Genomic DNA, 24,966 nt, shown 5'->3' with positions numbered 1-24,966 from the left:
AAGTCTCTTGATCTTAATCTATCATAAGATAAGCATCGCATCGCCATAGCTGTAAAACCGGTACTCTTTTTCAATGGCCTCTTGATAGACTCTTTTGGTCGTTTCCAGTCCAATGAATGAGGCTACCAACATAATAAGCGTCGATTTTGGCAGATGAAAGTTGGTAAGAAGATGATCGACTCTTTTGGGGGGATTGAGAGGATTTAAGAAAAGGTCACACTCTCCAAAGCTTTTTTTCGTCCGGACGTAATATTCGATCGTTCTCGTGACGGTCGTGCCTACTGCCAGAACTTTTTCGTCACTTTCAATCACTTCAATAGTATCTTTGGGGATTTCATAATATTCTGAATGCATGGCGTGTTCGGTGATGAGGTTGGCTTCCACGGGTTTGAACGTACCGGCTCCCACATGGAGCGTTACAAAATGGAATGGAAACTCTTTTGCCATAGAATTGAGCATCTGTTCAGTGAAATGGAGTGATGCGGTCGGTGCCGCGACGGCCCCTGCCTTTTTGGCAAAGATTGGCTGATAGTTCGTTTCATCCTCTTTTTTCGCCGCTCGATCGATATATGGTGGGAGCGGAATTGAGCCAATTGTATCAAGAATCGGTAAAAGTTCATGAAAGGATAGCCGCTTTTCGTCGTGATAAAATGTGACGATACGAGTTCCATCTTCAATCAGCTCTTCTACTATGGCTTGGAGGCCTTGAGAAAAGTGAAGCGTTGTTCCAACCTTCACTTTTCCCCGGATAAAGACATTGAATCTCTCATTTTCTAAAGGACGATTGATGAGCAGTTCTATTTTACCACCACTGCTTTTATGGCCAAAAATTCTGGCTTTTATCACTTTTGTATCGTTGAAAACAATATGTGTCTTTTGGGGAAGAAATTGTGGAAGATTTTTAAAAATCGTATGAGTGATAGTATCTGTTTTTCTATCATAGATTAACAGTTTTGCCCTGTCTGCTGGTTGCACCGGCTCTTTTGCTATGAGGTGAGGGGGAAGGTGATAGTCGTAGCTATCCACCTTCAAGGGATCGAGCATTATTCGCTCTCCTCTTCCTCTTCCTCTTCAGGTTGGGCAGGATTGACCATCTTAGCTATAAGAATCGATACTCCATATAATATGACCAGTGGCCCAGCCATCAAGAGCTGACTGAGAACATCCGGTGGAGTGAGCAGAGCTGCAACCAAAAAGATGATGATGATGGCATATTTGAAAAAACTTTTGAGACTCTCGTCTGTGACAAGGCCGAGCTTTGCCAGGAAAAATGTTATAACAGGGAGTTCAAAAGCGATGCCAAAGCCTATCATCAGTTTCGTAAAAAATCCCACATACTCTCCGATACTTGGCAGTGCGGTAAAGAGCTGGGAGCCGAAATTGATCAAATAGCTAAATCCAAAAGGGAAGACCACATAGTATGCAAAAAGTGCTCCTGTAACAAACATTCCCGTTGCTGCAATCACGAAAGGAAGAACAAGCTTTTTTTCATGTTCATACAGTCCTGGAGCGATAAAGAGCCACAACTGCCAAAAAATGACTGGTAAGCTCACGATCAAGGAAGCAAAAAAGGAGACTTTGAGTGCAGTAAAAAACGCTTCACCAACCTTGGTAAAGATGACATTGCTTCCTGGAGGAAGGGCTTGTTTCAAAGGCATGATCATCCAATCCAGAATATGTTCCCAAAATCCAAAACAGACCACAAACATCACAAAAAGGGTTGCGATGATAATGAGGAGTCTTTTACGAAGTTCTGCTAAATGGGGTTTGAGCTCTTCAAACATTCACTTGATCCTTATCTTCATCAATCAGTTTTTTCTTTTTGAATTTTACAACTTCCCGTTTCGGTTCGCTCTCGATTGCAGATTTGATCTCTTCCACTTCCGCCAAAGGATCTTCTTGAAGTTCTGCGGTGATGGAACCCATCTCTTCGGTAACTGAACGGAATTTTTCTTTGTATTCGAGAGCTTCGTCTTTGAGTTCAGTGAGTTTTACTTCCTGCTCTAGCTGCGTTTTTGCATCATTCACCGCTCGTTTGACGCTTCTAAAAAACTTGGCTACATCCACAAGAAATTGCGGTAACTTGTCTGGTCCCAAAAAAATAACTGCCACAACGGCAATCATCAATATCTCAGTAAAACCCATGCCAAACATAAAGAGTTCCTTATCGGAAATTTGGAAAATTGTACATCAAAAGATATTACAATTTGATAAAGTATCATATCCTAATCCATAATAAAAGGGGAAGAATGAAATTTGTACTACTTTTTGTACCTATATTGCTTTTTGCCCAAGTAAAAGAAATACCTGGGACATACACCTATTTAGAAGCGTTGCATGCGTGCAAAAAACTTGGAAAAGAGTGGAGAATAGCAGAGATTTGGGAGCTTTTTGAACTCAGAGGTCAAGTAAAACGATTTGGAAAAGATAAGCTGTATTGGAGCGGTAATACTTTGGGTGAGGCAAGAATTGAGAAAAATATCCGTCACGAGAGTGAAATATTTGTCCAAAACAAAGCGATCCCCGCTTTTGCATTTTATCTGCAAGACGGAGATATTACACCTACACCAAAAGATACGAAAGCGTATGTCATCTGTACAAATGAAGCAAAGATCCATCAACTGGACCAAGATTTTAAAAAGCTTGCAAACGGTATGGTGGCAGACTATAAGAACAAAATCTATTGGGAACCGTACGATAAAAAACGAGATGCAAAAAAGTCCAATTATGAAGAGGCGCAGCAATACTGCGAGAATCTCCATCTTTTTGGAAGATCTTGGCGTTTGCCGACAGTGGATGAACTCTATTCCATTGTCAACTACAACTATGTCAAACCTGCTGTGAATAAAAAGATTTTTGGTCACATGCATCACAAATACTACTTAAGCGACGATGAATTTAATGATGATGAGGTCTATTTGGTTGGATTTGCCGTTGGTAGTGTGGCTACGGGTCCGAAAAATGAACGCTATTTTTTCCGTTGTGTCAGTGATATGGAGGAGGTTGCCAAAACCTATGGGATCTTTGATCCTTATATGGAGATACAAGAGATTGTAGAATCAAAGCGAGAGCAAAAAATAAAACTGCAAGATCTTTTTGAAATTGTAAAGCGATATGAACTCGATAGTAAAAGCGTTCAGTTGATTCAAGATTTTTTACGAACTATCAAATCAGAAAAATTGCAATCTATCAAGAAAAAGATTTTACATAATATTCGAATCAAATCAAGTTTCTTCGCATAGAAACAGAGCTATTTCATCAGCTAAAAAAAAGTTTTTGTTATAGAGTCTTCCTTCTCGTATCTCGACTTTTTTCTCTTCTTGAAGTAGAGCGACTTTTTGGGCATCGAGAAGTTGCATATCGACTCCTACAATGCTGCGAAGTCCCAAAAATATCTTTTCGAATCGGAGTTCACTTTCACTTAAGATTTCTTCTTCATACATCGTTGGATTTTTGATATATGCTAAAAGATCACTGCTTGGATAATATCGTTTTTTGTGAGCAAATCCGACAGCACCACATCCTATGCCAAGATAGGATTTGAGTTGCCAGTATCCAAGATTGTGCTTCGAACGGTACTCTCCAAAATTGGAGACCTCGTACTGTTCGAATGGAATGAGCTCTTTTAGAAAATAGCCTTGGTGTTCGTCATCTTTTTTCATCTCCATCTTGTTTTCAAAGGGTGTTCCCTCTTCTAAGATGAGGGCGTATGCTGATATGTGATCTATAGGAAGCTTGATTGCTTGCATGACCTCATTTTGCAATAGCTCTTTGCTATCGAGTATGGTGTCGTAAATAAGATCGATACTGATATGCTCAATTCCAGCTTTGAAAGCCGTTTCTACCGCTTTGATGGCATCTTGTGGAGTATGGGCTCTTCCAAGAAGTTTCAATTTTTCTTCATGAAAGCTTTGTACGCCGAAACTGATACGGGTGATTCCCAAAGATTTTACCCCTTCCAGCCAGGATTTGGTAGCGCTGTTTGGATTGGCTTCAATGGTGATTTCTGTATCTTCATCAATGAGATTGGTTATTGTGTCAAAAAGGGGCTCGTAGAGTTTCGGTTTTATGGTGGAGGGAGTACCACCACCAATGTAGACTGTCTCAAGCTTTTTGACTCCAAAACGGTCAAGGTCAAATTTGAGTTGTCGTAAAAATGCGTCCATATACTCTTTTTTTAGATGATGATTGGAAGTAAAGGAGTTGAAAGCGCAGTAATGACATTTGCTATCACAAAAAGGGATGTGACAATATAGAAGCAATTTTATCCTTTTTTAAAACCTTTGTGGGTATTATAGCGATTAAAAAAGCGATACCGAAGCGGGATTCTCCTGCGGCATGAGGAAAGAATGGAAAAAAAGAGATATAGGCCGAATGTGGCAGCAATTGTATTGAGTAGCAACTATCCAAAAAAAGTGGAGTTTTTCATTGCTGCAAGAAGTGATGTGCCAGATTCGTGGCAGTTTCCTCAAGGTGGTATCGATAAGGGTGAGAGTCCCAAAGAGGCCTTGCTTCGAGAGCTTAAAGAGGAGATTGGCACAGATAAGATAGAAATCATTGCCGAATTTCCGGAGTGGGTGAGTTACGATTTTCCAAAAAAGATAGCGAAAAAGATGTATCCTTACGATGGGCAGACCCAAAAATATTTTCTTGTCAAGCTCAAACCCGAAGCGAAAATCGATCTGGATACAAAAGAGCCGGAGTTCAATGATTATAAATTTGTTCCATACAAGGATCTTTTTCATTATGTGACATTTTTCAAAAGACCGGTCTATAAAAAAGTTTTGGAGTATTTCAAAAAAGAGGGGTATTTTTGATGTTGATCGTACAAAAATATGGGGGAACGAGTGTTGGATCGCTTGAGCGGATAGAAAATGTTGCCAAAAGGGTGGCACAAACGAAAAAAGCCGGCAACGATGTGGTAGTTGTAGTCTCTGCTATGAGCGGAGAGACCAATAAATTGATCGAGTTTGCAAAGCATTTCAGTGCTACGCCAAGCAGAAGAGATATGGATTTGCTTTTAAGCAGTGGTGAACGTGTCACTGCGGCACTGCTTTCAATCGCTTTAAATGAGATGGGCTATCCCACCGTTGCGATGACAGGACGGCAAGCTGGCATCGTGACAGACAAATCCCATACTGTCGCACGTATCGAAAAGATCAATCCAGAGCCGATGCAAAATGCCTTGAAAGAGGGTAAGATTGTAGTCGTTGCAGGATTTCAGGGAATTACGGAAGATGGTCAGGTAACGACACTTGGTCGCGGTGGAAGCGATTTGACTGCGGTCGCCATCGCTGGGGCTCTCCATGCAGATAAGTGTGAAATATATTCTGATGTGGATGGTGTCTATACGACAGATCCGAGGATTGAGCCAAAAGCGAAGAAGTTAGAGAAAATTAGCTACGACGAGATGTTGGAACTTGCGAGTCTTGGTGCAAAAGTACTGCAAAACAGAAGCGTGGAACTTGCAAAGAAACTGGGCGTCGTGATTGAAGCGAAAAGCAGTTTCAACGACAATCCAGGAACTATCATTACAAAGGAAGAGGATATCATGGAAAAACCTTTGGTGAGCGGCATTGCGCTTGATAAGAATCAAGCACGAGTGAGTCTAAGAGGTGTCAAGGACAGACCGGGTATTGCAGCGGAGATATTCAAAGCGTTGGCCAGTGAAAATATCAATGTGGACATGATCGTGCAGACGATCGGTGAAGATGGCAAAACAAACCTTGATTTTACTGTTCCGCAAAATGAGCTAGAGAGAGTGAAAAAGGTGATGGAGCAGTTTAAAGAGGAGTATGAAAAGATTGAATATGATCCCGATGTTGCAAAAGTAAGTATTGTCGGGGTTGGTATGAAGTCTCATAGCGGCGTTGCCAGCAAAGCTTTCGAGACCATGGCAAAAGAGAATATCAATATCGAAATGATCAGCACCAGCGAGATCAAAATATCGATGATCATCGATGAAAAATATGGAGAGCTTGCGGTCCGGGCTTTGCACGCCGCATACGAACTGGATAAATGAGCGAACAAACCACTTTTGATCAATGGACTCTAAAGACTATCCGCTACGATAAAAGTATGATGAACTGGCTGGAGGAGCGTCGCTATGAGTGGCTTCCTCTGGCTATGGATGCTTTAAAGAAGATCATATCGGGCTATAGTGTATTGATGCTCACAGACGATGAACGGGACTGGTTTTGTGACTACGCTATCACGACATTTAACAAATCGCTGAAAACCCGTCCTTTCATTCCCATCTACAATCTCAAAAAAACAGCTCCTTATCTCAAAAATATCCAGACAAACGAAGATATAGAGCTTTTTTTTGATATGCTCGATATTTCCTATGCCGGGGAGTATTTTATCTGGTATGTGGGCCGGTCCAACTATCCTTTGGTCAAAATAGCGAAACGGAAAGATGACAGTTTTTTATGGATCATGGACGAGGATATGCAGAACAATTTTACGCTTAAATCCTATGATGAACTCCTCGATATGAAACTGTTGCAGCTTTTTCGTCTTTTTGAAAAGAGCCTGGATGCGGCGATTTTTGGAGAGTTTGCATTACAAATATGATAGATGGCCAAAGTAAAATCATTATTTGTGAAGATTTTGAAGCTATAAAACTGCAGTTTCAAGAAGGGCTTGAGTCCGAAAATCTTGCTATATTCGAAGAGAGCGAGATAAAACTGGAACTTGCCAAAGAGGCGATCAAAGAGGCTTTTATCGCTACGAAAGAGAAAAAATATATTTTGCTTTTTGGGAACAGATTTAATATCTATGCCCAAAATGCTCTTTTAAAAGTTTTGGAAGAACCCCCAAAAAATGTCTGTTTCATCCTGATTTCCAAAGCAAAATCCACTTTTTTGCCAACGATTCTTTCCAGACTTCCCGTAGTGAAAGAAAAAAGCAAAGAGGCGCAAGAGATAGATTTGGAAAAGTTTGATTTGGAGATTTTATATGAACTCGTCAAACGAAAAGATATAACAAAAGTTGAAGCAAAAGAGCTTATCAAATCGATGCTAAAATTTGCTTTGAAAAACGGATATCCTCTCTCACAACGTGAGATGGACTACTTTTCCAACGCACTGCATCTTATCGAGCTCAATACAAATATCTCCAACGTTTTGATCACGGCCGGTTTGATTTTGTTAACCCATAAAAAGAGGCGAAGGTGACGATACAAAAGATCGATACACACATTGATGCTTCCAAATTGATGAAAAAGATTGGTGTCGATAAACCCGGTATCACCATCATGTCCAAAAAGTGTGAAGTAATGCTTTTTTTGATCAAAAATCTTCACGTGGGTGCTGCCAATATTTTGAAGCAGGATGCATTGAGTGTCGGGGCCGATGTAGCGCTTCCAAACGGGACCATTACTTGCGCATTCAAATCGGTCGATGTTTTATTGATGGGAACGAGAAAACATATAGAGATTTTGAGTCGAAAAGAGCTTGCTCAGCCATATGGTCTGAAATCTTTGGCGAAAGAGTTGCAAAGATATCTGAAAAGAAATCGGTTCGAGACAAAAATAATGGGGATCATCAATGCCAATGATGACAGTTTCTATCCCGGAAGTCGATTTCAAGGAGAAAAAGCTCTTGAAGCGATTGAGAGAATGATCGTTGATGGGGCGGACATCATCGATATAGGAGGCATGAGCACCAGACCGGGCAGTGAAGAGATCAGTGAAGAAGAGGAATTGGCAAGAGTGAAGCCGATTATAGATGCACTCAAAAAAAACCATTTTCCTGTACTGTTCAGCATTGATACCTATAGGCCAAAAGTAGCCGAATATGCGTTGCAAAATGGATTTCATATCTTAAATGACATTACTGGACTAGAGAGTGACGAGCTTGCACAGATAGCTTCCAGGTATGGTGCGACAGTTGTCATCATGCATAAAAAAGGGCGTCCAAAGGATATGCAAAACAATCCTTTTTATGAAGATGTGGTTGTAGAGGTAAGCCGTTTTTTCGAAGAGAGAATCGAAAAAGCGAAACGATTTGATATCAAAAATATTATTTTGGATCCTGGTATCGGTTTTGGAAAGAGACTGCAAGACAATATAGAGTTGATCAGAGATTTGAGTGAGTTTACGAAATTTGGTTATGAGGTTTTAGTGGGAGCCAGTAGAAAATCGATGATCGATGCAATCGTTCCAGCTGCTGTGCAAGAGCGTCTTCCAGGAACATTGGCCATCCATCTCAAAGCAATTCAAAATGGTGCCTCCATCATTCGCTGTCACGATGTCAAAGAGCATCATCAAGCAATCAGGGTATATCAAGCATTGGAGAGTATAAAGTGAAAAAAGTTGTTGTCAATAAAAAGGCCTCCCAAACCCTTTTGCAGTTTTTCCCTTGGGTATATAGAAGCGATATTGTTACTCCTTTGGAAAAATTTGGCATAGAAGTCGTACACATAGAAAATGAACAGGGGAAATTTTTAGGAATTGGATACATCAATCCAAAAAGTACTATTGCCATTCGAATTTTAAGTTTTTCAAATGAACCGATAGATGCCAACTTTTTTAAAAAAAGAGTTCAAGAAGCGTTATACAAACGACTTGATATTCCATCGAATGCGTATAGACTCATTCACTCTGAAGCAGATATGCTACCGGGTCTCATTGTGGACAAGTATGAAGAGTATCTAAGCATCCACTTTGTCACTGCCGGTATTCTTCTATTTCAAGAGGAGATTGTCAAGACCCTATTTGAAATCACAGCACCAAAAGGAGCTTATATCACAGCTCCTGAAAGTGCGATGCGAAAAGAGGGAGAAGAGCCTTTTGAAAAAATGATCGGTGCATTGCCGGAACATATTGAAATCGAAGAGAACGGTATACGTTTTGTAGTTGATATCAAAAACTCTCAAAAAACGGGGTTCTATCTAGATCAAAGAGCAAATAGAGCGATTGTTACCAAGTTTATGAAACAAAAAGAGCGAATGCTTGATTGTTTTAGCAACAGTGGAGGGTTTGGTCTGTATGCTGCTTCGAAAAAGGGTGCCGATGTGGAGATTGTAGATATATCTTCTCAAGCCCTCGCTCTAGCAAAATCAAATTTCCGGCTCAATGGTGTGGTTGGAAAATTTGTAGAGGCTAATGTGTTTGACTATTTAAGAGAGCTTCGTAAGAAAAAAGCAAAGTTTGATACTGTCGTTTTGGATCCTCCATCTTTTGCCAAAAGTAGACATCAAAAAGGTGGTGCATTGAAAGGATTTAAAGATATCAGTGTCAATGCCATGAAGTTGCTGGACGAGGGTGGTAAACTGGCTCTTTTTTCTTGCTCCCACTATGTAGATATGGATGATCTTGTGCACATTGTACTCAAAGCCGCAAAAGATAATCACAAAAGAGTGGAAGTGCTTGCCCATATGTATCAAGATATCGATCATCCCTATATTCTCAACAATCCCTTTTCTTTATATCTCAAAGGCCTACTCATCCAGGTTACTTCACACTGATTTTAGACCTATTTAAACTTTTTTTGTTACCATCGTAATATGAATTTAAAAAATGCTGAATATTTAAAACTATTGGTTATTTTTTTATTTACTTTCTCTTATGCAGACATGATTATTGATCCGATTCCCCATGAAAAGAGATCTTTAACGCCCAAAGAAATTCTAGGAAAAAAGCTCTTTTTTGATCCCAACCTTTCCGTTACAAAAAAGGTTTCATGCGCGAGTTGTCACGATTTGAAAAAAGGGGGAACGCTCAATCAAGAAAGAGCCAATGGGGCTCTTGGAAAAAAGACGCTGTTTAATGTTCCTTCCATATACAATCTCAAATATCAGTTTGCTTACAGCTGGCAACAAAAGATCTACTCATTGCGAGAAATGATCACAATCGTTTTGTATGATGAGAAGAAGATGGGCAATACTTCCGAATCCTTACAAAAATATATCGATCAAAACAGCTGGGTGAGAGAAGGCTTGCAGGCAAATTTCAAAAAAGCGGATATTGAAGCTTTGGTGGAGGCATTGCGAAGTTATCTTCTGACGCTAACGACACCTGGATCGAAATTTGATCTTTATCTTGAAGGGAAAGTAAAACTGACGCCAAAAGAAGAGGAGGGCTATAGACTCTTTAAACGTTTTGGATGCATAGCATGCCATAACGGAAAAGCGGTTGGCGGGCATATTTACTATAAATATGGCTATTTTTCAAAACAGAAAAATCAAATCTCTGTCAAATGTCCAAGTCTTCGAAATGTTGCTTTGACCTATCCCTATTTTCATCATGGAAAAATTAAAAGTCTCAAAGATGCGGTGATATGGATGGCAAAAGTGCAGCTTGGCAGGGATATATCTTCGCAAGAGGCTGAGAAGATTGTCGCATTTTTGAAAACGTTGACGGGTCGACTCCATGATTAAGTGGATCAAAGTTTTTGTATTTGTCGCTTTTTTCTCTTTTGTTATGCTCTATCTTGATCGGTTTATCGAATACAAAAAGATGTCTCGTTTCAACACTTTAAATAGCGCTTTGAAAAATCTTGATTATTACAATCACTTGATCCGTGAGAGTATCAAAAATGTCTTGGGAGAGAATTTCGTCAATCACGATCATGTCATAGAGGCTGTAAAAGCTTTTGAAAAAAACCTTTTTTTGATTTGTAGATCCGATTTAAACGAGCAGATCGATAAAAAAAAGGTTTGTAACCATATCAGGAAAATCTTCGCGAAAGAGTTGGATGCAATGGAGAGCCTGTTGCAAGAGAGTGCATTAATAAAAAGTTCCGCTCTTTACCTTCCAACGCTCCAGAGTGATTTGATCTCAGTCAAAGCAAATCCTAAGCTTTTGAAACAGGTTCAAGAGATGATAGAAAAGCTCAATTATCAAATCTATCTCGATGAACCGATGGATCGACAAACCTTTTTCGCACTTGCTCAAAGTATTGAAACGTTAGCCAAAAGGCAAGAGCAGAAAAAAATAGTACGAAACTTTCTTCAGCATTCCATGATCATTTATATGTCTCTAAACCAACTGGAAAACAAGCAATTAGAGTTTGAGCAAAAATATAACCTTCTTTCAAAAAAGATTGGTGAACTGCAAAAAGAGTTTGATAGTTATGTAATGGCACAGGAAAAACAAAATATCATTATGGAAGGTGTTTTGGTTTTTGCGATCTTTTTATTTACCATACTTGTGTACTATTTCATTTCAAAAGAGCAAAAAATTGAAAAAGAGTTGGAGTATATGGCCAGTCACGATTTTGTGACGAAGCTGCCGAACAGATACGCTCTTTTTCAGCTTTTACAGTCGCTGCAGCCTCCATATTATATCGTCAAATTCAATATCGACAATTTCTCTTATGTCAACGACGATTTTGGTGTACAAGCGGGTGATGAGGTTTTGAAACTGTTGGCAACAATCTTTAAAAAGAACAGATGCAAAGCATTTCACGTCTCAAGCGATGAATTTGTAGTGATTGTGGAAGATGTTGACACAAGATTGGTAGAAATATTTTTCAATAAAATATCTCATGAATTTAAGCACTCATCACCTTTTGCTATTACGGTGAGTGCTGGTGCTTACCTGGTTCATGAAAAAATTGAGACATTTAAAATCAACGCTTTTTTACAAGCAGCCCTTTTTAGTGCAAAAAAAAGAGGCGGGGACAGGTTAATTGTTTTCAATGATGGTGATCCATATATTAAAGAGTACCAGCAATTTACACAACGAGCCATCGCGAAAAGGCAACAGATCCTACAGATTTTGCAAGAAAACAGACTCAGGCTCGTTTTTCAACCTATTATGGATATACGAACACATCAGATTGTAAAATATGAAGCGTTATTGAGAGTTGAAGGAGATGAGTTTAAAAACATTTCAGAATTTATAGAATATGCCGAACGCTTTAATCTCATTAGTGAGATTACGCAATATGTTATCGATAAATCTTTTAGAGAAATAATGGTGCATGGTATTCATCTCAATATCAATCTTTCCGGTATCGATTTGATGGATGAACATCTTGAAAAATATATTGAACAAAAACGGAATCAGTATCATATCGATACAAAGAAAGTGACATTTGAAGTGACTGAAACGGCGGTAGTTGAGGATATGGAAAAAGGCACACGCTTTTTGTCCAAACTTCGATCTGAAGGTTATAGTGTGGCAATCGACGACTTTGGTACAGGATACACCTCCTTACGATTTATCAGGGAGATGCCGGCTGACTTCGTAAAAATCGATGGGAGTTTCATTAAAAATATTCATAAAGATGAAAAATTGCAAGAATTTGTGCAAAATCTCGTTATTATTCTAAAATCGATGCATAAAAAGGTGGTAGCTGAATATGTAGAAAATGAAGAAATTTTTACGATTCTCGAAAAAATCGGTGTCGATTATGCGCAAGGGTTTTATATCGGAAAGCCGAAAAGTTTAGAATATTGGCAAAAGGAAAGGGATGATTAAAAATTACCAAGAGTATAAAGAAGCAGTTGAAAAACTCAAGCGTTGGGCCTATGCCTACTATGTATTAGACAATCCAGAGGTTCCAGATGAGGTGTATGACAAACTCTATAGGGAAGTAGAAGAGTACGAAAAAGCCCATCCTGACCAAATCGATCCTACCTCTCCAACGCAGCGAATAGGGGCTGAGCCTGCAAAAGAGTTTAAAAAGATCAAGCATCTGAGTAAAATGTGGTCTATGGAGGATGTTTTCAACCAAAGAGAAATGCATGAGTGGTTGGAAAGAGTCTATAAGAATGCTGGAAGAAAAGATCTTCAGTTTTACATAGAACCAAAGTTTGACGGGGCTAGCCTCAATCTCATCTATGAAAATGGCCTACTCAAAAGTGCTGCAACGAGGGGAGATGGGGAAGTTGGTGAGGATGTAACGGCAAACGCCAAAACGATACCCTCCATTCCTCTAGGAATCGACTACAAAGGGCTCATAGAGATCCGAGGAGAGGTTGTTATACGAAAAGACGACTTTGAAAAGCTCAATCATGAACGTGCATTAAAAGGTGAGTCTACTTTTGCAAATCCCAGAAATGCGGCTGCTGGGAGCTTAAGACAGCTCGATCCAAAAGTGACGGCTCAAAGAAAACTCTACTTCTATCCATGGGATATCGGATACAACACACTCAACTTCAAATACCAACATGAAAAGATGGATTTCGTTTACCAACAAGGCTTCATTAAACCATTTAAACGGGCTATTTGTGAAAATGAAGAGGAAATTCAGCAACTTTATGAAGAGTTTTCCAAAGAGCGAGATAAACTTCCTGTGATGCTAGATGGGATGGTGGTGAAAGTAGATGAGATAGCCCTGCATGAGATTTTGGGCTATACCGTTAAATATCCCAGATGGATGGTGGCATATAAATTCCCAGCAGTTGAAAAGATGACTAGAATTATCGATATCGTTCCTCAAGTGGGGAGAACCGGCGTTATTACACCAGTTGCTATTTTGGAACCTGTAGAGATAGAAGGTGTAGTAGTCGAGCGGGCAACGCTGCACAACTATGCAGAGATCGAGCGAAAAGATATTCGCATAGGGGATATGGTTATCGTTATAAGAAGTGGAGATGTGATCCCTGAAGTGACAAAAGTATTGACACAGTATCGAACCGGAAAAGAGAAGAAGGTCGAGCGTCCTAAAGTGTGTCCAGTGTGTGGACAGCCGGTATTGGATGAAGGAATTTTGATCAAATGCCAAAATCTGAGCTGCCCTGCTCGCGTTGTCAACTCCATCATCTATTTTGCATCCAAGCAGTGTCTGGATATTTCGGGACTTGGTGAAGCGACAGTGAAGCTACTGTATGAAAAAGGGCTTGTCAAAGATGTGGTGGATCTATTTAAGCTCAAAAAAGAGGATCTATTGAGACTTCCCGGATTTGCCGAGAAAAAAGCGCAAAACCTGATCGATGCGACCCAGAGTGTCAAAGGGGTGGAGTGTTGGCGGTTTGTCAATGCCCTTGGGATTGAGCATATTGGAGAGGTTGCCAGCAAGAAACTGTGTGAGAAATTTGGGCTTGATTGGTATAAAGCACCAAAAGAGAAGCTGTATGAGATTGAGGGTTTTGGACCTGAGATGGTTCGATCGATCGAAGAGTTCGTTGAGGTCAATAAAGAAAAAATAGAAAAACTCATAGAGCTGTTACAGCCTACGGAACCGAAAAAAGAGGAAGAGGTTGAAAACTCTCCATTGGCACATAAAACCGTAGTCTTGACAGGAGAGATGAAGCTTCCAAGAAGTAAAATCAAAGAGCTTTTGGAGCGTGCGGGAGCACATGTGACCAATAGCGTTTCCCATCATACCGACTATGTTTTTTACGGAGAAAATCCGGGGAGTAAATTTCAAAAAGCGCAGCAGCTCGGTGTACCATTACTGCCTGAAGAGAAGATGTGGGAGCTTTTAAAAGAGGCTGGGATTGAGGCTTGACAAATATCTGTATCAGAAAGGTTTTACCTCAAGTCGCAACAAAGCTGCAGAACTGATACGAGAAGGCTTGGTGAGCGTTGATGGGAAAGTGGTTACGAAACCCTCTTTTGAGCTGCAAAAGGGCGAAGTGTCCATCAAAGCAAAACCCTACGTAAGCAGGGCAGCCTACAAACTCAAACATTTTTTGGATACGATAGATGCCTCTTTTATCAAAGATGCCGAAGTATTAGATGTCGGGGCCTCCACGGGAGGGTTTACCCAAATTCTTTGCGAATATGGAGCAAAAAAGGTCATCGCTTTGGATGTTGGGAGTGGTCAACTTCATCCAACGATCAAGTCCAAACAAAATGTCATCGATATGTCCAATACCGACATACGCACGTTTGAGCATGATCCATTTGACATAGTGACCTGTGATGTGAGTTTCATCAGTGTTTTGAAAATTGTGCACCATATCGACAGGCTAAGTAAAAAATATATTATTATTCTTTTCAAGCCGCAGTTTGAGGTTGGCAAAGAGGTCAAAAGAGACAAAAGAGGGGTGGTTCAAGACCAAAAAGCGATTGAAAAGGCAATGCGACAATTTGAAAAAAAAACGAAAGAGTTAGGATGGCAATTGGTGCAGAGAAAAATCTCTTTGGTGGAAGGAAAAGAGGGAAACCGTGAGTGGCTCTACTTATTTAGGAAAGATTGACTCTGTGGCTATAGGAGCTTTTGATGGAATGCATAGAGGCCATCAGGCACTATTTCAAAAACTCTCTTTAAATGGAGCAGTGGCTGTTATAGACAAAGGGTATGCTGTTTTGACACCTGGATATGAAAGATGTATCCATACTTCCTATCCATGCTACTTTTTCCCTCTTCAAAAGATTAGGCATTTGGATGCAAAAGGTTTTTTGGATCTCCTTCAAAAGAGATTTCCCTCATTGCAACGAGTTGTCGTGGGATACGATTTTGCTTTTGGAAAGGATAGGAAATATGGTATCGATGATCTTGAAAAACTTTTCCATGGAGAAGTGATCGTTGTCGAAGAGGTGCAAATTGATGGGATTGCCGTACATTCAAGAACGATTAAAGAGTTGTTGCGACATGGAGATATTCGCATGGCCAACAGAATGCTTGGAAGAACCTACTCGATAGCTGGAAGCGTTCAAAAGGGATTAGGTCTTGGGAAAAAGAAGCTCGTTGCGACGCTCAATCTCAAAATAAAGGACTTCTTACTGCCAAAAGAGGGGGTCTATGCGACATGGAGTGGGCTTGGTGGGGAAATTTTTCCAAGTGTAACATTTATAGGCAAGCGAGAAAGTGTGGATGGAAGTTTTTCGATTGAGACCCATATCATCGATAAAAAAATAGATTATCCTGTCGAGGCTGTACGAATCTATTTTGTCCAGTTTCTTCGTGAAAATCGAAAGTTTGATTCATTTACATCTTTGAAACGGCAAATTGAAAGTGACATTAGGATGGCCAAAGAGATTGTATGCGTGTAATCATCTTTTTGTTCGTATCTTTGTTTGTATGGGCAGAGGCACAATACAAGTATACAAATGAACTCATTTATGAAGAGTCACCGTATCTTAAACAACATGCCCACAACCCTGTACACTGGCTGTCTTGGGGCAAAAAAGCTTTTGAGTTAGCCAAAAAGCTGGATAGACCGATATTCTTGTCGATTGGCTACAGTACCTGCCACTGGTGCCATGTAATGGAGAGAGAATCCTTTGAGAATGAAGAGATAGCAGAACTTATTAATCGCTACTATGTTCCTGTGAAGGTGGATAAAGAGGAAAGGCCCGATCTTGACAAGTTCTATCAAACGGTTTTTAGAGTAATGCATCATCGAAGTGGAGGGTGGCCGCTGACTATCATCATGACCCCGGAAAAAAAGCCATACTTCAGTGCTACATATATCCCGGCAGAAGATGGATATGGAGTAGAGGGGATGAGAACCGTTTTGCCAAAGTATGCCATTTTGTATCATCGACAAAAGCGAAGAGTCCAAAAGAGGGGCGAAGCGGTTTTAAAACTTGTGGATACTGTGATGCATGCAAAGTTCAATCCTGTGCAGCTTGATAAATCACTAGCCCTAAAGGCACTGAACGAGATACAAAAAGATTTTGATCCTGTATACGGGGGATTTTCAAAAAGGGTCAAATTCCCACAAAGTTCAACTATCGAATTGCTTTTGGATATCTATCAACTAACAAAAAAGGATATTGCTCTTGATATGGCTGTGAAGAGTTTGGATAATATGGCATATGGGGGTATTTTTGATCAAATCGATGGTGCATTTTTTAGATACAGTACAAGAAGAGACTGGTCGGCACCCCATTTTGAAAAGATGCTCTATACCAATGCCGAATTGATTCGTGTTTACACAAGAGCCTATACGATCACCAAGAAACCTCTGTATAAAGAGGTAGTGCTTCGTTCCATCAAAGAGATCGATCGAAGATTTGGTCATTATGGACTCTATTTTAGCGCAAGCGATGCAGACACAAAAGGAGAAGAGGGAGGCTATTTTCTGTTTCGCTATGAGGATGCCTTGAAGGCTTTGAAAAAAGCAGGAGTGAAAAATCCACAAAAAGAGCTCGAAAATCTCTCCATTGAGCCGGATGGCAATTTTGATGGGGAGTATTCCAATCCGATAAAGAAAGGGAAGGTTTCTGCGACAACCTTGAAAGTGCTTCAAGATATTCGGAAAAAAAGAGAATATCCTTTCATTGATCAAAAGATCATTACCGCGTGGAACGCGATGTATATCGAAGCGAAAATGCAAAGTTTTATTTTCGATGCAACCTATAAAACTGAAGCCATCAAGTCGCTGGAAAAATTGATCAAAACAATGTTTATTGATGGTCGTCTCTATCATCAAAAACTGCCTAACTCAGAGCCAAAGCGTCCAGCAATGCTAGAAGATTATGCTTACCTAATCAAAGCTTTAACTACAGCATACATGCTTACTTGTAATGAGAATTATGTGCAAATGGCAAAAAAGCTTTTTGAAAAAGCAAAACTTCATTTTTATAAAGAGGGTGTCTGGTATATGGACGCCAAAAAAAGGGTTGCTGCAACGATTGATGACAGTTACTACAGTTCACCACTTTCCGTTTTGTATCATGCTATGCTTGATTTGGCTTTGCTCACATATGATCTGAAGTTGTATCACTTTGCAAAAACAAGTATCAACCGTTCATCGGCATTCATACATGAATCCCCTGCAAGCTTTCCTACTGCCACACTTGCGGCACTTCGAATGGAGTTCGGAGATGTTGTTATAAAATCGAACAAGAACGTTTTACAAAAAGTACTCGGGAAAATTGCTTTCATTTCCTATCCGTTTGTTCTTGATAAGGAGGAAAATTTGCAAGGGTTTGAAGCGTGCACTGTCCAGACATGTTTTGTAAAAAGTGATCGATTTGAAGATATCGCCAAAGCTATTGAGCAAAGAGTACGTACAAAAGAGCAGCCAGGAGGATGGGATTTTGGAAAAAGATAAGGTTTTTGCCAAGCCGATAGAGAAAAGATTCGAGTTTGATGAAGAGGTGGCGAGTGTCTTTGACGATATGATAGCCAGATCGGTCCCTTTTTATAAAGAGAACATGGCATTGGTACGAGATATTGTAGTGAAAAATGTTGTACAAAAGGATAGAGTGTATGATCTTGGATGTTCAACGGGATCCCTTTTGATAGATATTGCTAAAAGGTCTCCTTTTTCTTTGGAATTGATTGGTCTTGACAGTTCTGAAGCGATGCTGCAAAGAGCACATCATAAAGCGAAAGCTTTTGGCGTTTCTATCGATTTTCAAAAAGCTGATATTATCAGCTACGCTTATAAACCGGCAAAAATATTCATAAGCAATTATACGCTACAATTTATAAGACCCTTGAAGCGAGAGCCTCTCGTTCAAAAGATTTATGACGCTTTGGTAGATGAAGGCATTTTCGTTTTTAGTGAAAAGGTTATAAGTGCGGACAAAACACTGGATAAGCAGTTACTGGATATCTACTTTGATTTCAAGAAAAAACAGGGCTACAGTGATTTTGAAATAGCGCAAAAGCGTGAAGCTTTAGAGAATGTTTTGGTGCCTTATACCCTCGAAGAGAATATGGAAATGGTGAAAAAATGCGGATTTGGCTTCGTTGAACCAATCTTTCGTTGGGCCAATTTCGTTACATTTGTTGCTATAAAGAGGAAAAAATGAGAAAAAAGTTTAATTATATGCTCATTGTATTTGTTGTGTCTGTTTTTATACCTGTTGCAATGCTGCTTGTGTATAGTTTTAGACATTTTTCCATAGATTTTTCCAAAGATAAGGCTTATGTAATTGCCAAACTAACACGTGATGGACTAACAACCCATATGGAAAATGGAATTATGGATAAAAGAGCGGAGTTTTTGGCAAAGATAAAAGGATTGCGGGGAGTTAAAGGGTTAAGAGTCTTAAGAAGTGAAACTGTAGATAAACAGTTTGGAAAAAGTTTTGAGAGCTTTCAAAAATTATCACCATTAGAAAAAGAGGTGCTTCAAACAGGAAAAGAGAAAGACAAGCTTATAGAAGATGCAAACAAAGTTGAGTTAAAAGTAGTGATTCCCTATATTGCCTCTGCATACAATAAGCCAAATTGTTTAAAATGCCATAAGGCAAAGGAGGGTGAAGTTTTAGGTGCTATTAGTATGAATTTCGATATTACTTATGTAAGAGATTATGCTATAGGAATTATTTTAAAGATAGTGGGTATCATTTTAATTTTGACAATTATTGCGCTCTATTTCCTAAATAGACATCTTAATGCTTACATAACATTTTTTGAAAATCTGAAAAATGTTATGCGTCATGCTTATAATGGTGAGTATAACTATCGATTGCCGGCTTCAAATGAAAAAGAGATTCAAGAGGTCTTTAGATGGATTAATACCTTAATGGATAAAATCGAACATAATCTTCAAAGAATTGCAACAGCAGTCCATAGTTTTGTTCACTATAGTAGCAAGAAAACAGATCCCCTTCATATGGTTACAGATCTTGTAGAGGAGTTAAGCAATATTTATAACTTTAAAAACATCATCGACAAAGATAAAGATTTAGAGCAGATATATGGAAGAATAGGGGAACTTTTAAATAAAAAGTTTGGTTTAAAACAGTTTTGTATTTATGAAATTAATAAAAAAGATGTTAAGCGTTTTGTTCGCTTTGAAAAAGAGTATGAGAAAATATGTCCAAAAGCTGATGAGGATATTTCACTGTGTCGTGCATATCGTATCAAAGAGCCGGTCTATTCAAATAGTATCATTGATGTTTGTAGTGCAGTTGAGAAAAAAGAGTATAAATATATCTGTATTCCATTAGTACTTAGTGAAGATGTTGTAGTTGTAGTAAATATGATTACAAAAGATGAAAAAGAGTTTGAAGAGATTAAAGAAAAAGTTGAAACACTTCAAAACTATCTTACTATCTCCAAAGTCTCTTTACAAACAAAACTTTTGATGCAAGAGTTGCAAAATCAAAGCTTGATTGATAGAATGACAGGTGCATACAATAGACGCTATTTGGATATATTTATGAAAAAAAATGTTCCTCAAGCGCTTAGAGCCAATGTCCCATATACTATAATGATGCTCGATATTGATCATTTTAAAATGGTAAATGATACATATGGGCACGATGCAGGGGATAAAGTGATTAAGATACTTGTTGATACTATTAAAGAAAACATTAGAAAATCTGATGTTGTAGTAAGATTTGGTGGTGAAGAATTTTTGGTGCTCCTATATAATTGCCATAAAGAGGATAGTTTACAAATAGCAGAAAATATTCGAAAAAGTTTTTCAAAAAAACGGATAGATGTAGGAGATGAAAAGATTCATAAAACTGTAAGTATTGGACTGTGTGAATTTCCAAAAGATACAAAACAGTTCTGGCATGCGATAAAATTGGCTGATATGGCACTTTATCAAGCAAAAGAAAATGGCCGAAATAAAATTGTGGCATGTAATTCAGTTGAAGCAGAAAAAATGAAAGAGTATTGATTACTCTTTCTCGCTGAGTAAAGATTGGATGAAATTTCGAAGATCGTGATAAACGAAAAACTCTTTCATTCCTTTTATCTTCCCGCCACTGGCATTAGGATGGCCTCCTCCACCGGCAATTGCTTCTGCCATTTTGGATACATCGATTTTGTTGTCTGCCCGTAAGCTAAAAGTTCCCCTTGGACTTACATTCATGAAAAAGTGGAAATGGGGGTTCGCTTTTAAAAAGGCATTGCCAACGATGGAACTATTTTGAATGCCAAAGGTCAAGATACCTTTTGAACCCTGGTATTCGACGGACATTTCGTCACTTTTCAAGTTTAAGAGGTCCACTATGTAAGATGTCAAAAGGTTGTCGAAAGTATCATTTTTGTCTTTTTGAAAGAAAGATTTTTTTATGGAACAGATCGCTTCGTCCAAAAGAATATGTCCGTTGTCTTGAGGTAGATACTGTAAAGCCTGTTGGAGCATGTAATGTTTATAAGAGATATTTTCTGCATTGAATGTGAGCCTGCTTATCTCTTTGGCTTCATCGATCAGTCGCATCAGCACTTTTCCCATTTCAAAAGCTAGATCCTCCTGAAGCCAAATGTCGACAGCATTGACTGCTTTGATTAAATATTCAAGATTTTGAGGTTTATTGAAATATTCATAGGTGATGAGAGAAGCGGATTTTGTGACGTCCAGATGGTACCAGTGAAACTGCTGTGATGTTTCAAGTCCCGATATGTGATGATCAAGAAGCTGCAGTTTGAGATTTGAAAACTGTTTTGTTTTCTCTTGCAAAAATGCCGCTTCTTCGCTGGAGAGATTGAGATCGGTTATGAGGAAGAAGTACTCTTTTGCAGGATTCTCTTCCATTTTTTGGATTATTTCCTCAATCCGAACCATTATCTCATCGCCATAGTTCGCATTGGTGAAAAAACCGTCAGGGTAGATCTGCTTTGTAACGAATTGGCATGTATATCCATCGAGATCAGTATGGGAAAGGTGGAAAAATTGCATAGTTACTCCATTAGATCTTGCAGTGTCAACTCTTCTAAAAAGTCGTCGACTCGTGTTTGTAGTTTGTTAAGAAATGGCCAAAGGGTGCAGAAATCTCCTTTGTTGCTAGGACAGCAGGCCTGATCACTGGAGCAGTCAAATATATTGACGCCCTTTCCTTCTGCGGCGGTGGAGATCTCTTTGATTGAGAGTTGATTGGCTGGTCTTGCCAATTGAAATCCGCCTGAAGCCCCTTTGTACGACTTTAAAATATCTTGTTTCGCAAGGGCTTGCAAAATTTTGGCAAGAAAGCTTCTTGAAATATTGAGACGTCTAGAGAGGTAATCCGTACCCAGAGGTCTCTCCTCTTTGGCAATTACGACTAGAGCTAAAAGGGCATATTCTGTTGCTCGTGTAAAAAGCATTCTTGATCCTGATTTTTTTTGTAAATTATACTAAATTTCTCCTATTTAGCAATCTTCTTTATAAAAGAGAAGATTTGTTTTCAGGATATTTTAAAATTGCATAAGTTCATTCAGATCTGGCACTCTCCAAAGAGGAGAGAGGAGTGCAAATCAGATACACATTTCCAGGGCTCAAAGGGTATAAAAGATTAAAGCAAATCTATTACAATAGCCTCATGATAAGTGAAGAGGCAAAAAGAAGAAAAAAGATACTGGAGTTTTGGCAAAAATATGGATTGGAAGCTACAATAGAGGCTTTTGGAGTAAGCAGAAGAACGCTTTATCGCTGGAAAAAGAGTTTCAATGATGCAAATGGAGATATCAAAGCCTTAAACCCAAAATCACGTAAACCAAAAAAAGTAAGAGAGTCAAAAGTACCACTAGAAGTTATAAAAGAGATAAAACGATTAAGAGAAAAATATCCCAACATCGGTAAAGCAAAACTCTACCATCTACTGAAACCCTTTTGTGAAGCAAAAGGAGTGAAAACTCCTTCAGAATCAACAATAGGAAGAATTATCGCAAAAGCACCAGATACAATGAGACTCGTTCCCTATCGCATCGATACAAAAGGAAAAGTTCAACCAAAAAAGAGAGTTCAAAAAAGTCGCAAACCCAAAAACCTTAAAACTAAACCATTTGAACTCTGGGCAGTAGATACCATCCAAATAGTCTCAAACGGTATAAAACGATATATCCTTACCATGATAGACCCACTCACACGTATTGCATTCGCAGTGGCAATTCCATCCAAAAGAGCAAAACATACTGCATACGCCTTGGAAGCTCTCATCGATGGAATAACATCTATCAAACATAAACGTAAACTCGCAATTCTTTCTGATAATGGCAGTGAGTTCAAAAAAGAGTTTGACGCTCTGCTTGAACAAAAAGGTCTCACACATTATTGGACATATCCTAAAAGTCCTAAAATGAATGCACACAATGAGAGATTTAACAGAACCATCCAAGAACAATTTATTCAATACTATGAAGATGTACTCTTTACAGACTTACAAGAATTCAATAAAAAATTAGCAAAATGGCTTATCGATTACAATACCAAAATACCACACCATTCACTTAATCTCAAATCTCCGGTTCAATTCCTCCTTGAAAATCATTATGAGTGCCATATGTATTGGACTTATACAAAAATTTGCATTTGATATAGTTCTTGGATATAATGGCATTTCCAAATTTAGACCAATCAGGAGGCTGCTATGGCTTTAGATTCGGCGAAAAAACAAGAGATTATCTCTAAATTCGCAGAGCATGAAGGTGACACGGGAAGTCCTGCTGTCCAGATCGCACTTTTAAGTGAAAGAATCAGCTATTTGACTGAACACTTGAAAGAACATAAAAAAGATCACTCATCACGACTCGGTCTTTTGAAACTAGTTGGACAAAGAAAACGATTGCTCAACTATCTCAAAAGAAAAGATTACGAAAAATATACACAAGTAATCAAAGAGCTCGGAATTAGAGGGTAACCTCTCCTTCCGATACAAACTCTTCATTCATTTGCTTCACTTTCACACCAACTTTTTATAAAAACTTCACCGACAAACCTTTTCGTAAAAAAATACGTTAGTACAATAAGACTGCCAAAACATTTTTATATAAATATTTTAGCTTAATAAACTTGACAACACTACACTCAATAGTATATAATACTATCAGCAAAATTAGAAAAAGAGTGCTAAAATGGATAAAAAAGAGATAGTACTTGAAGGTGTCATAGAAGAGTATATCGATAAACATGTTCCCGTAAGCTCTAAAACTCTTCAAGAACGCCTTTCGATTACTATTTCAAGTGCTACCATACGATACTATTTTAAACAACTGACAGAACAGGGATATTTGCAAAAAGAGCATGTTAGCAGCGGTCGTATTCCAACGGCCATGTCTTTGAAACGGTTCTGGCAAAATAGATTGGAAAAAAAATATATTCGGCTGAGAGATAGAGAGACTTTGAAAAATATTCAAAATGATGAAATATTTTGTGAATATCTCATTTATGAAAATATCCATTTACGCTCCATAGAAAACTACAAAAATCGATATATCGTAGCCATTTTTGATAATGAAAAAGAGTATTTGATACCCTATAATGAAAAACTGGAAGAGTTTCTTGCAAATCATATCGATTTAGACCTTGAATCTCTTAGCAAACTTTTAAACGAAGTGGGGTTAATAGGTTTGGCTTCTGAACTTAAAAAATTTGCGAAAGAGGATTTTCACATCTATAACATGCGCGAACTTCTTGCAATTGCAAAAGAACACGATGCATGGGCAAAAACTGATTTACCAAAAATAATGAGTGGGGAAAAACTGGTTAGACAAAAACCTGGAATAATGTTTCATGACAATTTTTTGGCGTACAAATTTTATATCGATATAGATGAACACAAAAAAGGTGAAATGCTGCTCATGGGACATCTATTTCGAAATTTCCAGCAATTCATACAAAAACTACATTAAGGAGTAGACAATGGCAGAGAAAAAAAGAGCACAAGAGCAAGAAAAAGTACAAGAAGATCAAAAAATGCAAAATGAACAAAATGAGTGTGAAGAGGTGGAGAAAAAACTCCAAGAGTGTGAAGAGAAGTATCTACGAGTGCATGCCGATTTTGAAAATACGAAAAAACGGTTAGAGAGAGAAAAAATTCAAGCTATAGAGTATTCATTGGAAAAATTCGCTCAAGATCTATTGCCGGCACTCGATAGTCTTGACATGGCACTGGCTGCGGTAAGTCATGATAATCTCAATGCCGAAGAGGCCGTCAAAGAGCTCAAAAAGGGCATCGAGCTTACAATTGATCAATTCATTAAAGCCTTCAATAAAAACGGAATAGAAGTGATTGAGATCGAAGAGGGTGGCGAGTTCAATCCTCATCTACATGAAGCGATTTTACAAGTGGATGACGCTGAGAAAAAAGCTGGTCAAATCGTTCAAGTGATTCAAAAAGGGTATAAATATAAAGAAAGAATTTTGCGGCCAGCTAAGGTGAGCGTTGCAAAAGGCAACGAATAAATGCAACTTTAGTAGCAGAAATCTTTAGTGAACTTAACTATAATT

25 protein-coding genes are annotated in these 24,966 nt (G+C 38.7%); 19 read left to right on the top strand and 6 right to left on the bottom strand.

Annotation, left to right across the window (positions count from 1 at the left end; genetic code table 11):
* Positions 1–21 precede the first annotated feature (21 nt).
* Genes queA through tatB form a run of 3 tightly spaced genes read right to left on the bottom strand, consistent with a single transcriptional unit; the run spans position 22 to position 2,154 of the window.
* Positions 22–1,044 (bottom strand): tRNA preQ1(34) S-adenosylmethionine ribosyltransferase-isomerase QueA, encoded by a 1,023-nt coding sequence (gene queA / locus NIS_RS06145; protein ID WP_012082518.1) that lies wholly within the window; start codon positions 1,042–1,044, stop codon positions 22–24.
* Positions 1,044–1,784, bottom strand: a complete 741-nt coding sequence (gene tatC, locus NIS_RS06140; protein ID WP_012082517.1) for a twin-arginine translocase subunit TatC — start codon at positions 1,782–1,784, stop codon at positions 1,044–1,046. The genes queA and tatC overlap by 1 nt, the downstream gene beginning before the upstream one ends.
* Positions 1,777–2,154 (bottom strand): Sec-independent protein translocase protein TatB, encoded by a 378-nt coding sequence (gene tatB, locus NIS_RS06135; RefSeq protein ID WP_012082516.1) that lies wholly within the window; start codon positions 2,152–2,154, stop codon positions 1,777–1,779. The genes tatC and tatB overlap by 8 nt, the downstream gene beginning before the upstream one ends.
* Positions 2,155–2,249: 95 nt before the next feature.
* Here tatB and NIS_RS06130 point away from each other — a divergent pair, with 95 nt between their 5' ends.
* On the top strand, positions 2,250–3,242 hold the full coding sequence (locus NIS_RS06130; RefSeq protein ID WP_012082515.1) for a DUF1566 domain-containing protein: 993 nt from the start codon (positions 2,250–2,252) through the stop codon (positions 3,240–3,242).
* Here NIS_RS06130 and hemW read toward each other — a convergent pair.
* Positions 3,225–4,262, bottom strand: a complete 1,038-nt coding sequence (gene hemW, locus NIS_RS06125; RefSeq protein ID WP_012082514.1) for a radical SAM family heme chaperone HemW — start codon at positions 4,260–4,262, stop codon at positions 3,225–3,227. The genes NIS_RS06130 and hemW overlap by 18 nt on opposite strands.
* An 87-nt stretch (positions 4,263–4,349) precedes the next feature.
* On the opposite strand from hemW, the gene NIS_RS06120 reads away from it, so the two are divergent.
* From NIS_RS06120 to NIS_RS06055, 14 genes are all read left to right on the top strand, one after another.
* On the top strand, positions 4,350–4,817 hold the full coding sequence (locus tag NIS_RS06120; RefSeq protein ID WP_012082513.1) for an RNA pyrophosphohydrolase: 468 nt from the start codon (positions 4,350–4,352) through the stop codon (positions 4,815–4,817).
* Positions 4,817–6,022: an aspartate kinase gene (locus NIS_RS06115; protein WP_041354039.1), complete on the top strand. Its 1,206-nt coding sequence runs from the start codon at positions 4,817–4,819 to the stop codon at positions 6,020–6,022. Before NIS_RS06120 ends, NIS_RS06115 begins: the two co-directional genes overlap by 1 nt.
* Positions 6,019–6,576 (top strand): HobA family DNA replication regulator, encoded by a 558-nt coding sequence (locus NIS_RS06110; RefSeq protein WP_012082511.1) that lies wholly within the window; start codon positions 6,019–6,021, stop codon positions 6,574–6,576. The genes NIS_RS06115 and NIS_RS06110 overlap by 4 nt, the downstream gene beginning before the upstream one ends.
* Positions 6,573–7,178 carry a DNA polymerase III subunit delta' gene (locus NIS_RS06105; RefSeq protein WP_012082510.1) on the top strand — a complete coding sequence of 202 codons (606 nt, stop codon included), beginning with the start codon at positions 6,573–6,575 and terminating at the stop codon, positions 7,176–7,178. The genes NIS_RS06110 and NIS_RS06105 overlap by 4 nt, the downstream gene beginning before the upstream one ends.
* Positions 7,175–8,311, top strand: a complete 1,137-nt coding sequence (gene folP / locus NIS_RS06100; protein ID WP_012082509.1) for a dihydropteroate synthase — start codon at positions 7,175–7,177, stop codon at positions 8,309–8,311. Before NIS_RS06105 ends, folP begins: the two co-directional genes overlap by 4 nt.
* On the top strand, positions 8,308–9,471 hold the full coding sequence (locus tag NIS_RS06095) for a class I SAM-dependent rRNA methyltransferase (RefSeq protein WP_012082508.1): 1,164 nt from the start codon (positions 8,308–8,310) through the stop codon (positions 9,469–9,471). The genes folP and NIS_RS06095 overlap by 4 nt, the downstream gene beginning before the upstream one ends.
* Before the next feature lie 108 nt (positions 9,472–9,579).
* Positions 9,580–10,383: a cytochrome-c peroxidase gene (locus NIS_RS06090; protein WP_158297275.1), complete on the top strand. Its 804-nt coding sequence runs from the start codon at positions 9,580–9,582 to the stop codon at positions 10,381–10,383.
* Positions 10,376–12,430, top strand: coding sequence for an EAL domain-containing protein (locus tag NIS_RS06085; RefSeq protein WP_012082506.1), 2,055 nt, complete (start codon positions 10,376–10,378; stop codon positions 12,428–12,430). Before NIS_RS06090 ends, NIS_RS06085 begins: the two co-directional genes overlap by 8 nt.
* On the top strand, positions 12,423–14,405 hold the full coding sequence (gene ligA, locus NIS_RS06080; protein ID WP_012082505.1) for an NAD-dependent DNA ligase LigA: 1,983 nt from the start codon (positions 12,423–12,425) through the stop codon (positions 14,403–14,405). Before NIS_RS06085 ends, ligA begins: the two co-directional genes overlap by 8 nt.
* The gene (locus NIS_RS06075) at positions 14,395–15,099 is read left to right on the top strand and encodes a 23S rRNA (cytidine-2'-O)-methyltransferase TlyA (RefSeq protein ID WP_012082504.1); all 705 of its coding nucleotides are present in this window, start codon (positions 14,395–14,397) and stop codon (positions 15,097–15,099) included. The genes ligA and NIS_RS06075 overlap by 11 nt, the downstream gene beginning before the upstream one ends.
* Positions 15,068–15,895: a bifunctional riboflavin kinase/FAD synthetase gene (locus NIS_RS06070; RefSeq protein ID WP_041354038.1), complete on the top strand. Its 828-nt coding sequence runs from the start codon at positions 15,068–15,070 to the stop codon at positions 15,893–15,895. Before NIS_RS06075 ends, NIS_RS06070 begins: the two co-directional genes overlap by 32 nt.
* Positions 15,886–17,904: a thioredoxin domain-containing protein gene (locus NIS_RS06065; RefSeq protein WP_012082502.1), complete on the top strand. Its 2,019-nt coding sequence runs from the start codon at positions 15,886–15,888 to the stop codon at positions 17,902–17,904. Before NIS_RS06070 ends, NIS_RS06065 begins: the two co-directional genes overlap by 10 nt.
* A complete protein-coding gene (cmoA, locus tag NIS_RS06060) occupies positions 17,891–18,610 on the top strand; it encodes a carboxy-S-adenosyl-L-methionine synthase CmoA (protein ID WP_012082501.1) in 720 nt (239 codons plus the stop codon). Before NIS_RS06065 ends, cmoA begins: the two co-directional genes overlap by 14 nt.
* Positions 18,607–20,436, top strand: coding sequence for a GGDEF domain-containing protein (locus NIS_RS06055; protein WP_012082500.1), 1,830 nt, complete (start codon positions 18,607–18,609; stop codon positions 20,434–20,436). Before cmoA ends, NIS_RS06055 begins: the two co-directional genes overlap by 4 nt.
* On the opposite strand, the gene NIS_RS06050 is transcribed toward NIS_RS06055, so the two are convergent.
* On the bottom strand, positions 20,437–21,441 hold the full coding sequence (locus NIS_RS06050; protein ID WP_012082499.1) for a DHH family phosphoesterase: 1,005 nt from the start codon (positions 21,439–21,441) through the stop codon (positions 20,437–20,439).
* A gap of 2 nt (positions 21,442–21,443) precedes the next feature.
* Complete coding sequence (locus NIS_RS06045; RefSeq protein ID WP_012082498.1) at positions 21,444–21,845, bottom strand: RrF2 family transcriptional regulator; 402 nt, start codon at positions 21,843–21,845, stop codon at positions 21,444–21,446.
* 143 nt (positions 21,846–21,988) lie between these two features.
* On the opposite strand from NIS_RS06045, the gene NIS_RS06040 reads away from it, so the two are divergent.
* The 4 genes from NIS_RS06040 to grpE all read left to right on the top strand — a co-directional run bounded on the left by NIS_RS06040 (position 21,989) and on the right by grpE (position 24,921).
* Positions 21,989–23,053 carry an integrase core domain-containing protein gene (locus NIS_RS06040; RefSeq protein ID WP_012082497.1) on the top strand — a complete coding sequence of 355 codons (1,065 nt, stop codon included), beginning with the start codon at positions 21,989–21,991 and terminating at the stop codon, positions 23,051–23,053.
* Positions 23,054–23,107: 54 nt separating this feature from the next.
* On the top strand, positions 23,108–23,377 hold the full coding sequence (rpsO, locus tag NIS_RS06035) for a 30S ribosomal protein S15 (RefSeq protein WP_012082496.1): 270 nt from the start codon (positions 23,108–23,110) through the stop codon (positions 23,375–23,377).
* Between the two features lie 214 nt (positions 23,378–23,591).
* Complete coding sequence (locus tag NIS_RS06030; RefSeq protein ID WP_012082495.1) at positions 23,592–24,368, top strand: HrcA family transcriptional regulator; 777 nt, start codon at positions 23,592–23,594, stop codon at positions 24,366–24,368.
* Positions 24,369–24,378: 10 nt separating this feature from the next.
* The gene (gene grpE / locus NIS_RS06025; protein ID WP_012082494.1) at positions 24,379–24,921 is read left to right on the top strand and encodes a nucleotide exchange factor GrpE; all 543 of its coding nucleotides are present in this window, start codon (positions 24,379–24,381) and stop codon (positions 24,919–24,921) included.
* Positions 24,922–24,966: the final 45 nt, after the last annotated feature.

This window comes from Nitratiruptor sp. SB155-2 (assembly GCF_000010325.1).
Classification (GTDB): Bacteria; Campylobacterota; Campylobacteria; order Campylobacterales; family Nitratiruptoraceae; genus Nitratiruptor.
This window is presented reverse-complemented; position numbering and strand designations above follow the sequence as displayed.

Excerpts from the sequence above, each read along its gene's own strand:
- queA (WP_012082518.1), bottom strand. The coding sequence starts at position 1,044 with ATGCTCGATCCCTTGAAGGTGGATAGCTACGACTATCACCTTCCCCCT.
- tatC (WP_012082517.1), bottom strand. The coding sequence starts at position 1,784 with ATGTTTGAAGAGCTCAAACCCCATTTAGCAGAACTTCGTAAAAGACTC.
- tatB (WP_012082516.1), bottom strand. The coding sequence starts at position 2,154 with ATGTTTGGCATGGGTTTTACTGAGATATTGATGATTGCCGTTGTGGCA.
- NIS_RS06130 (WP_012082515.1), top strand. The coding sequence starts at position 2,250 with ATGAAATTTGTACTACTTTTTGTACCTATATTGCTTTTTGCCCAAGTA.
- NIS_RS06120 (WP_012082513.1), top strand. The coding sequence starts at position 4,350 with ATGGAAAAAAAGAGATATAGGCCGAATGTGGCAGCAATTGTATTGAGT.
- NIS_RS06115 (WP_041354039.1), top strand. The coding sequence starts at position 4,817 with ATGTTGATCGTACAAAAATATGGGGGAACGAGTGTTGGATCGCTTGAG.
- NIS_RS06110 (WP_012082511.1), top strand. The coding sequence starts at position 6,019 with ATGAGCGAACAAACCACTTTTGATCAATGGACTCTAAAGACTATCCGC.
- NIS_RS06105 (WP_012082510.1), top strand. The coding sequence starts at position 6,573 with ATGATAGATGGCCAAAGTAAAATCATTATTTGTGAAGATTTTGAAGCT.
- NIS_RS06090 (WP_158297275.1), top strand. The coding sequence starts at position 9,580 with ATGATTATTGATCCGATTCCCCATGAAAAGAGATCTTTAACGCCCAAA.
- NIS_RS06085 (WP_012082506.1), top strand. The coding sequence starts at position 10,376 with ATGATTAAGTGGATCAAAGTTTTTGTATTTGTCGCTTTTTTCTCTTTT.
- ligA (WP_012082505.1), top strand. The coding sequence starts at position 12,423 with ATGATTAAAAATTACCAAGAGTATAAAGAAGCAGTTGAAAAACTCAAG.
- NIS_RS06065 (WP_012082502.1), top strand. The coding sequence starts at position 15,886 with ATGCGTGTAATCATCTTTTTGTTCGTATCTTTGTTTGTATGGGCAGAG.
- NIS_RS06055 (WP_012082500.1), top strand. The coding sequence starts at position 18,607 with ATGAGAAAAAAGTTTAATTATATGCTCATTGTATTTGTTGTGTCTGTT.
- NIS_RS06050 (WP_012082499.1), bottom strand. The coding sequence starts at position 21,441 with ATGCAATTTTTCCACCTTTCCCATACTGATCTCGATGGATATACATGC.
- NIS_RS06045 (WP_012082498.1), bottom strand. The coding sequence starts at position 21,845 with ATGCTTTTTACACGAGCAACAGAATATGCCCTTTTAGCTCTAGTCGTA.
- rpsO (WP_012082496.1), top strand. The coding sequence starts at position 23,108 with ATGGCTTTAGATTCGGCGAAAAAACAAGAGATTATCTCTAAATTCGCA.
- NIS_RS06030 (WP_012082495.1), top strand. The coding sequence starts at position 23,592 with ATGGATAAAAAAGAGATAGTACTTGAAGGTGTCATAGAAGAGTATATC.
- grpE (WP_012082494.1), top strand. The coding sequence starts at position 24,379 with ATGGCAGAGAAAAAAAGAGCACAAGAGCAAGAAAAAGTACAAGAAGAT.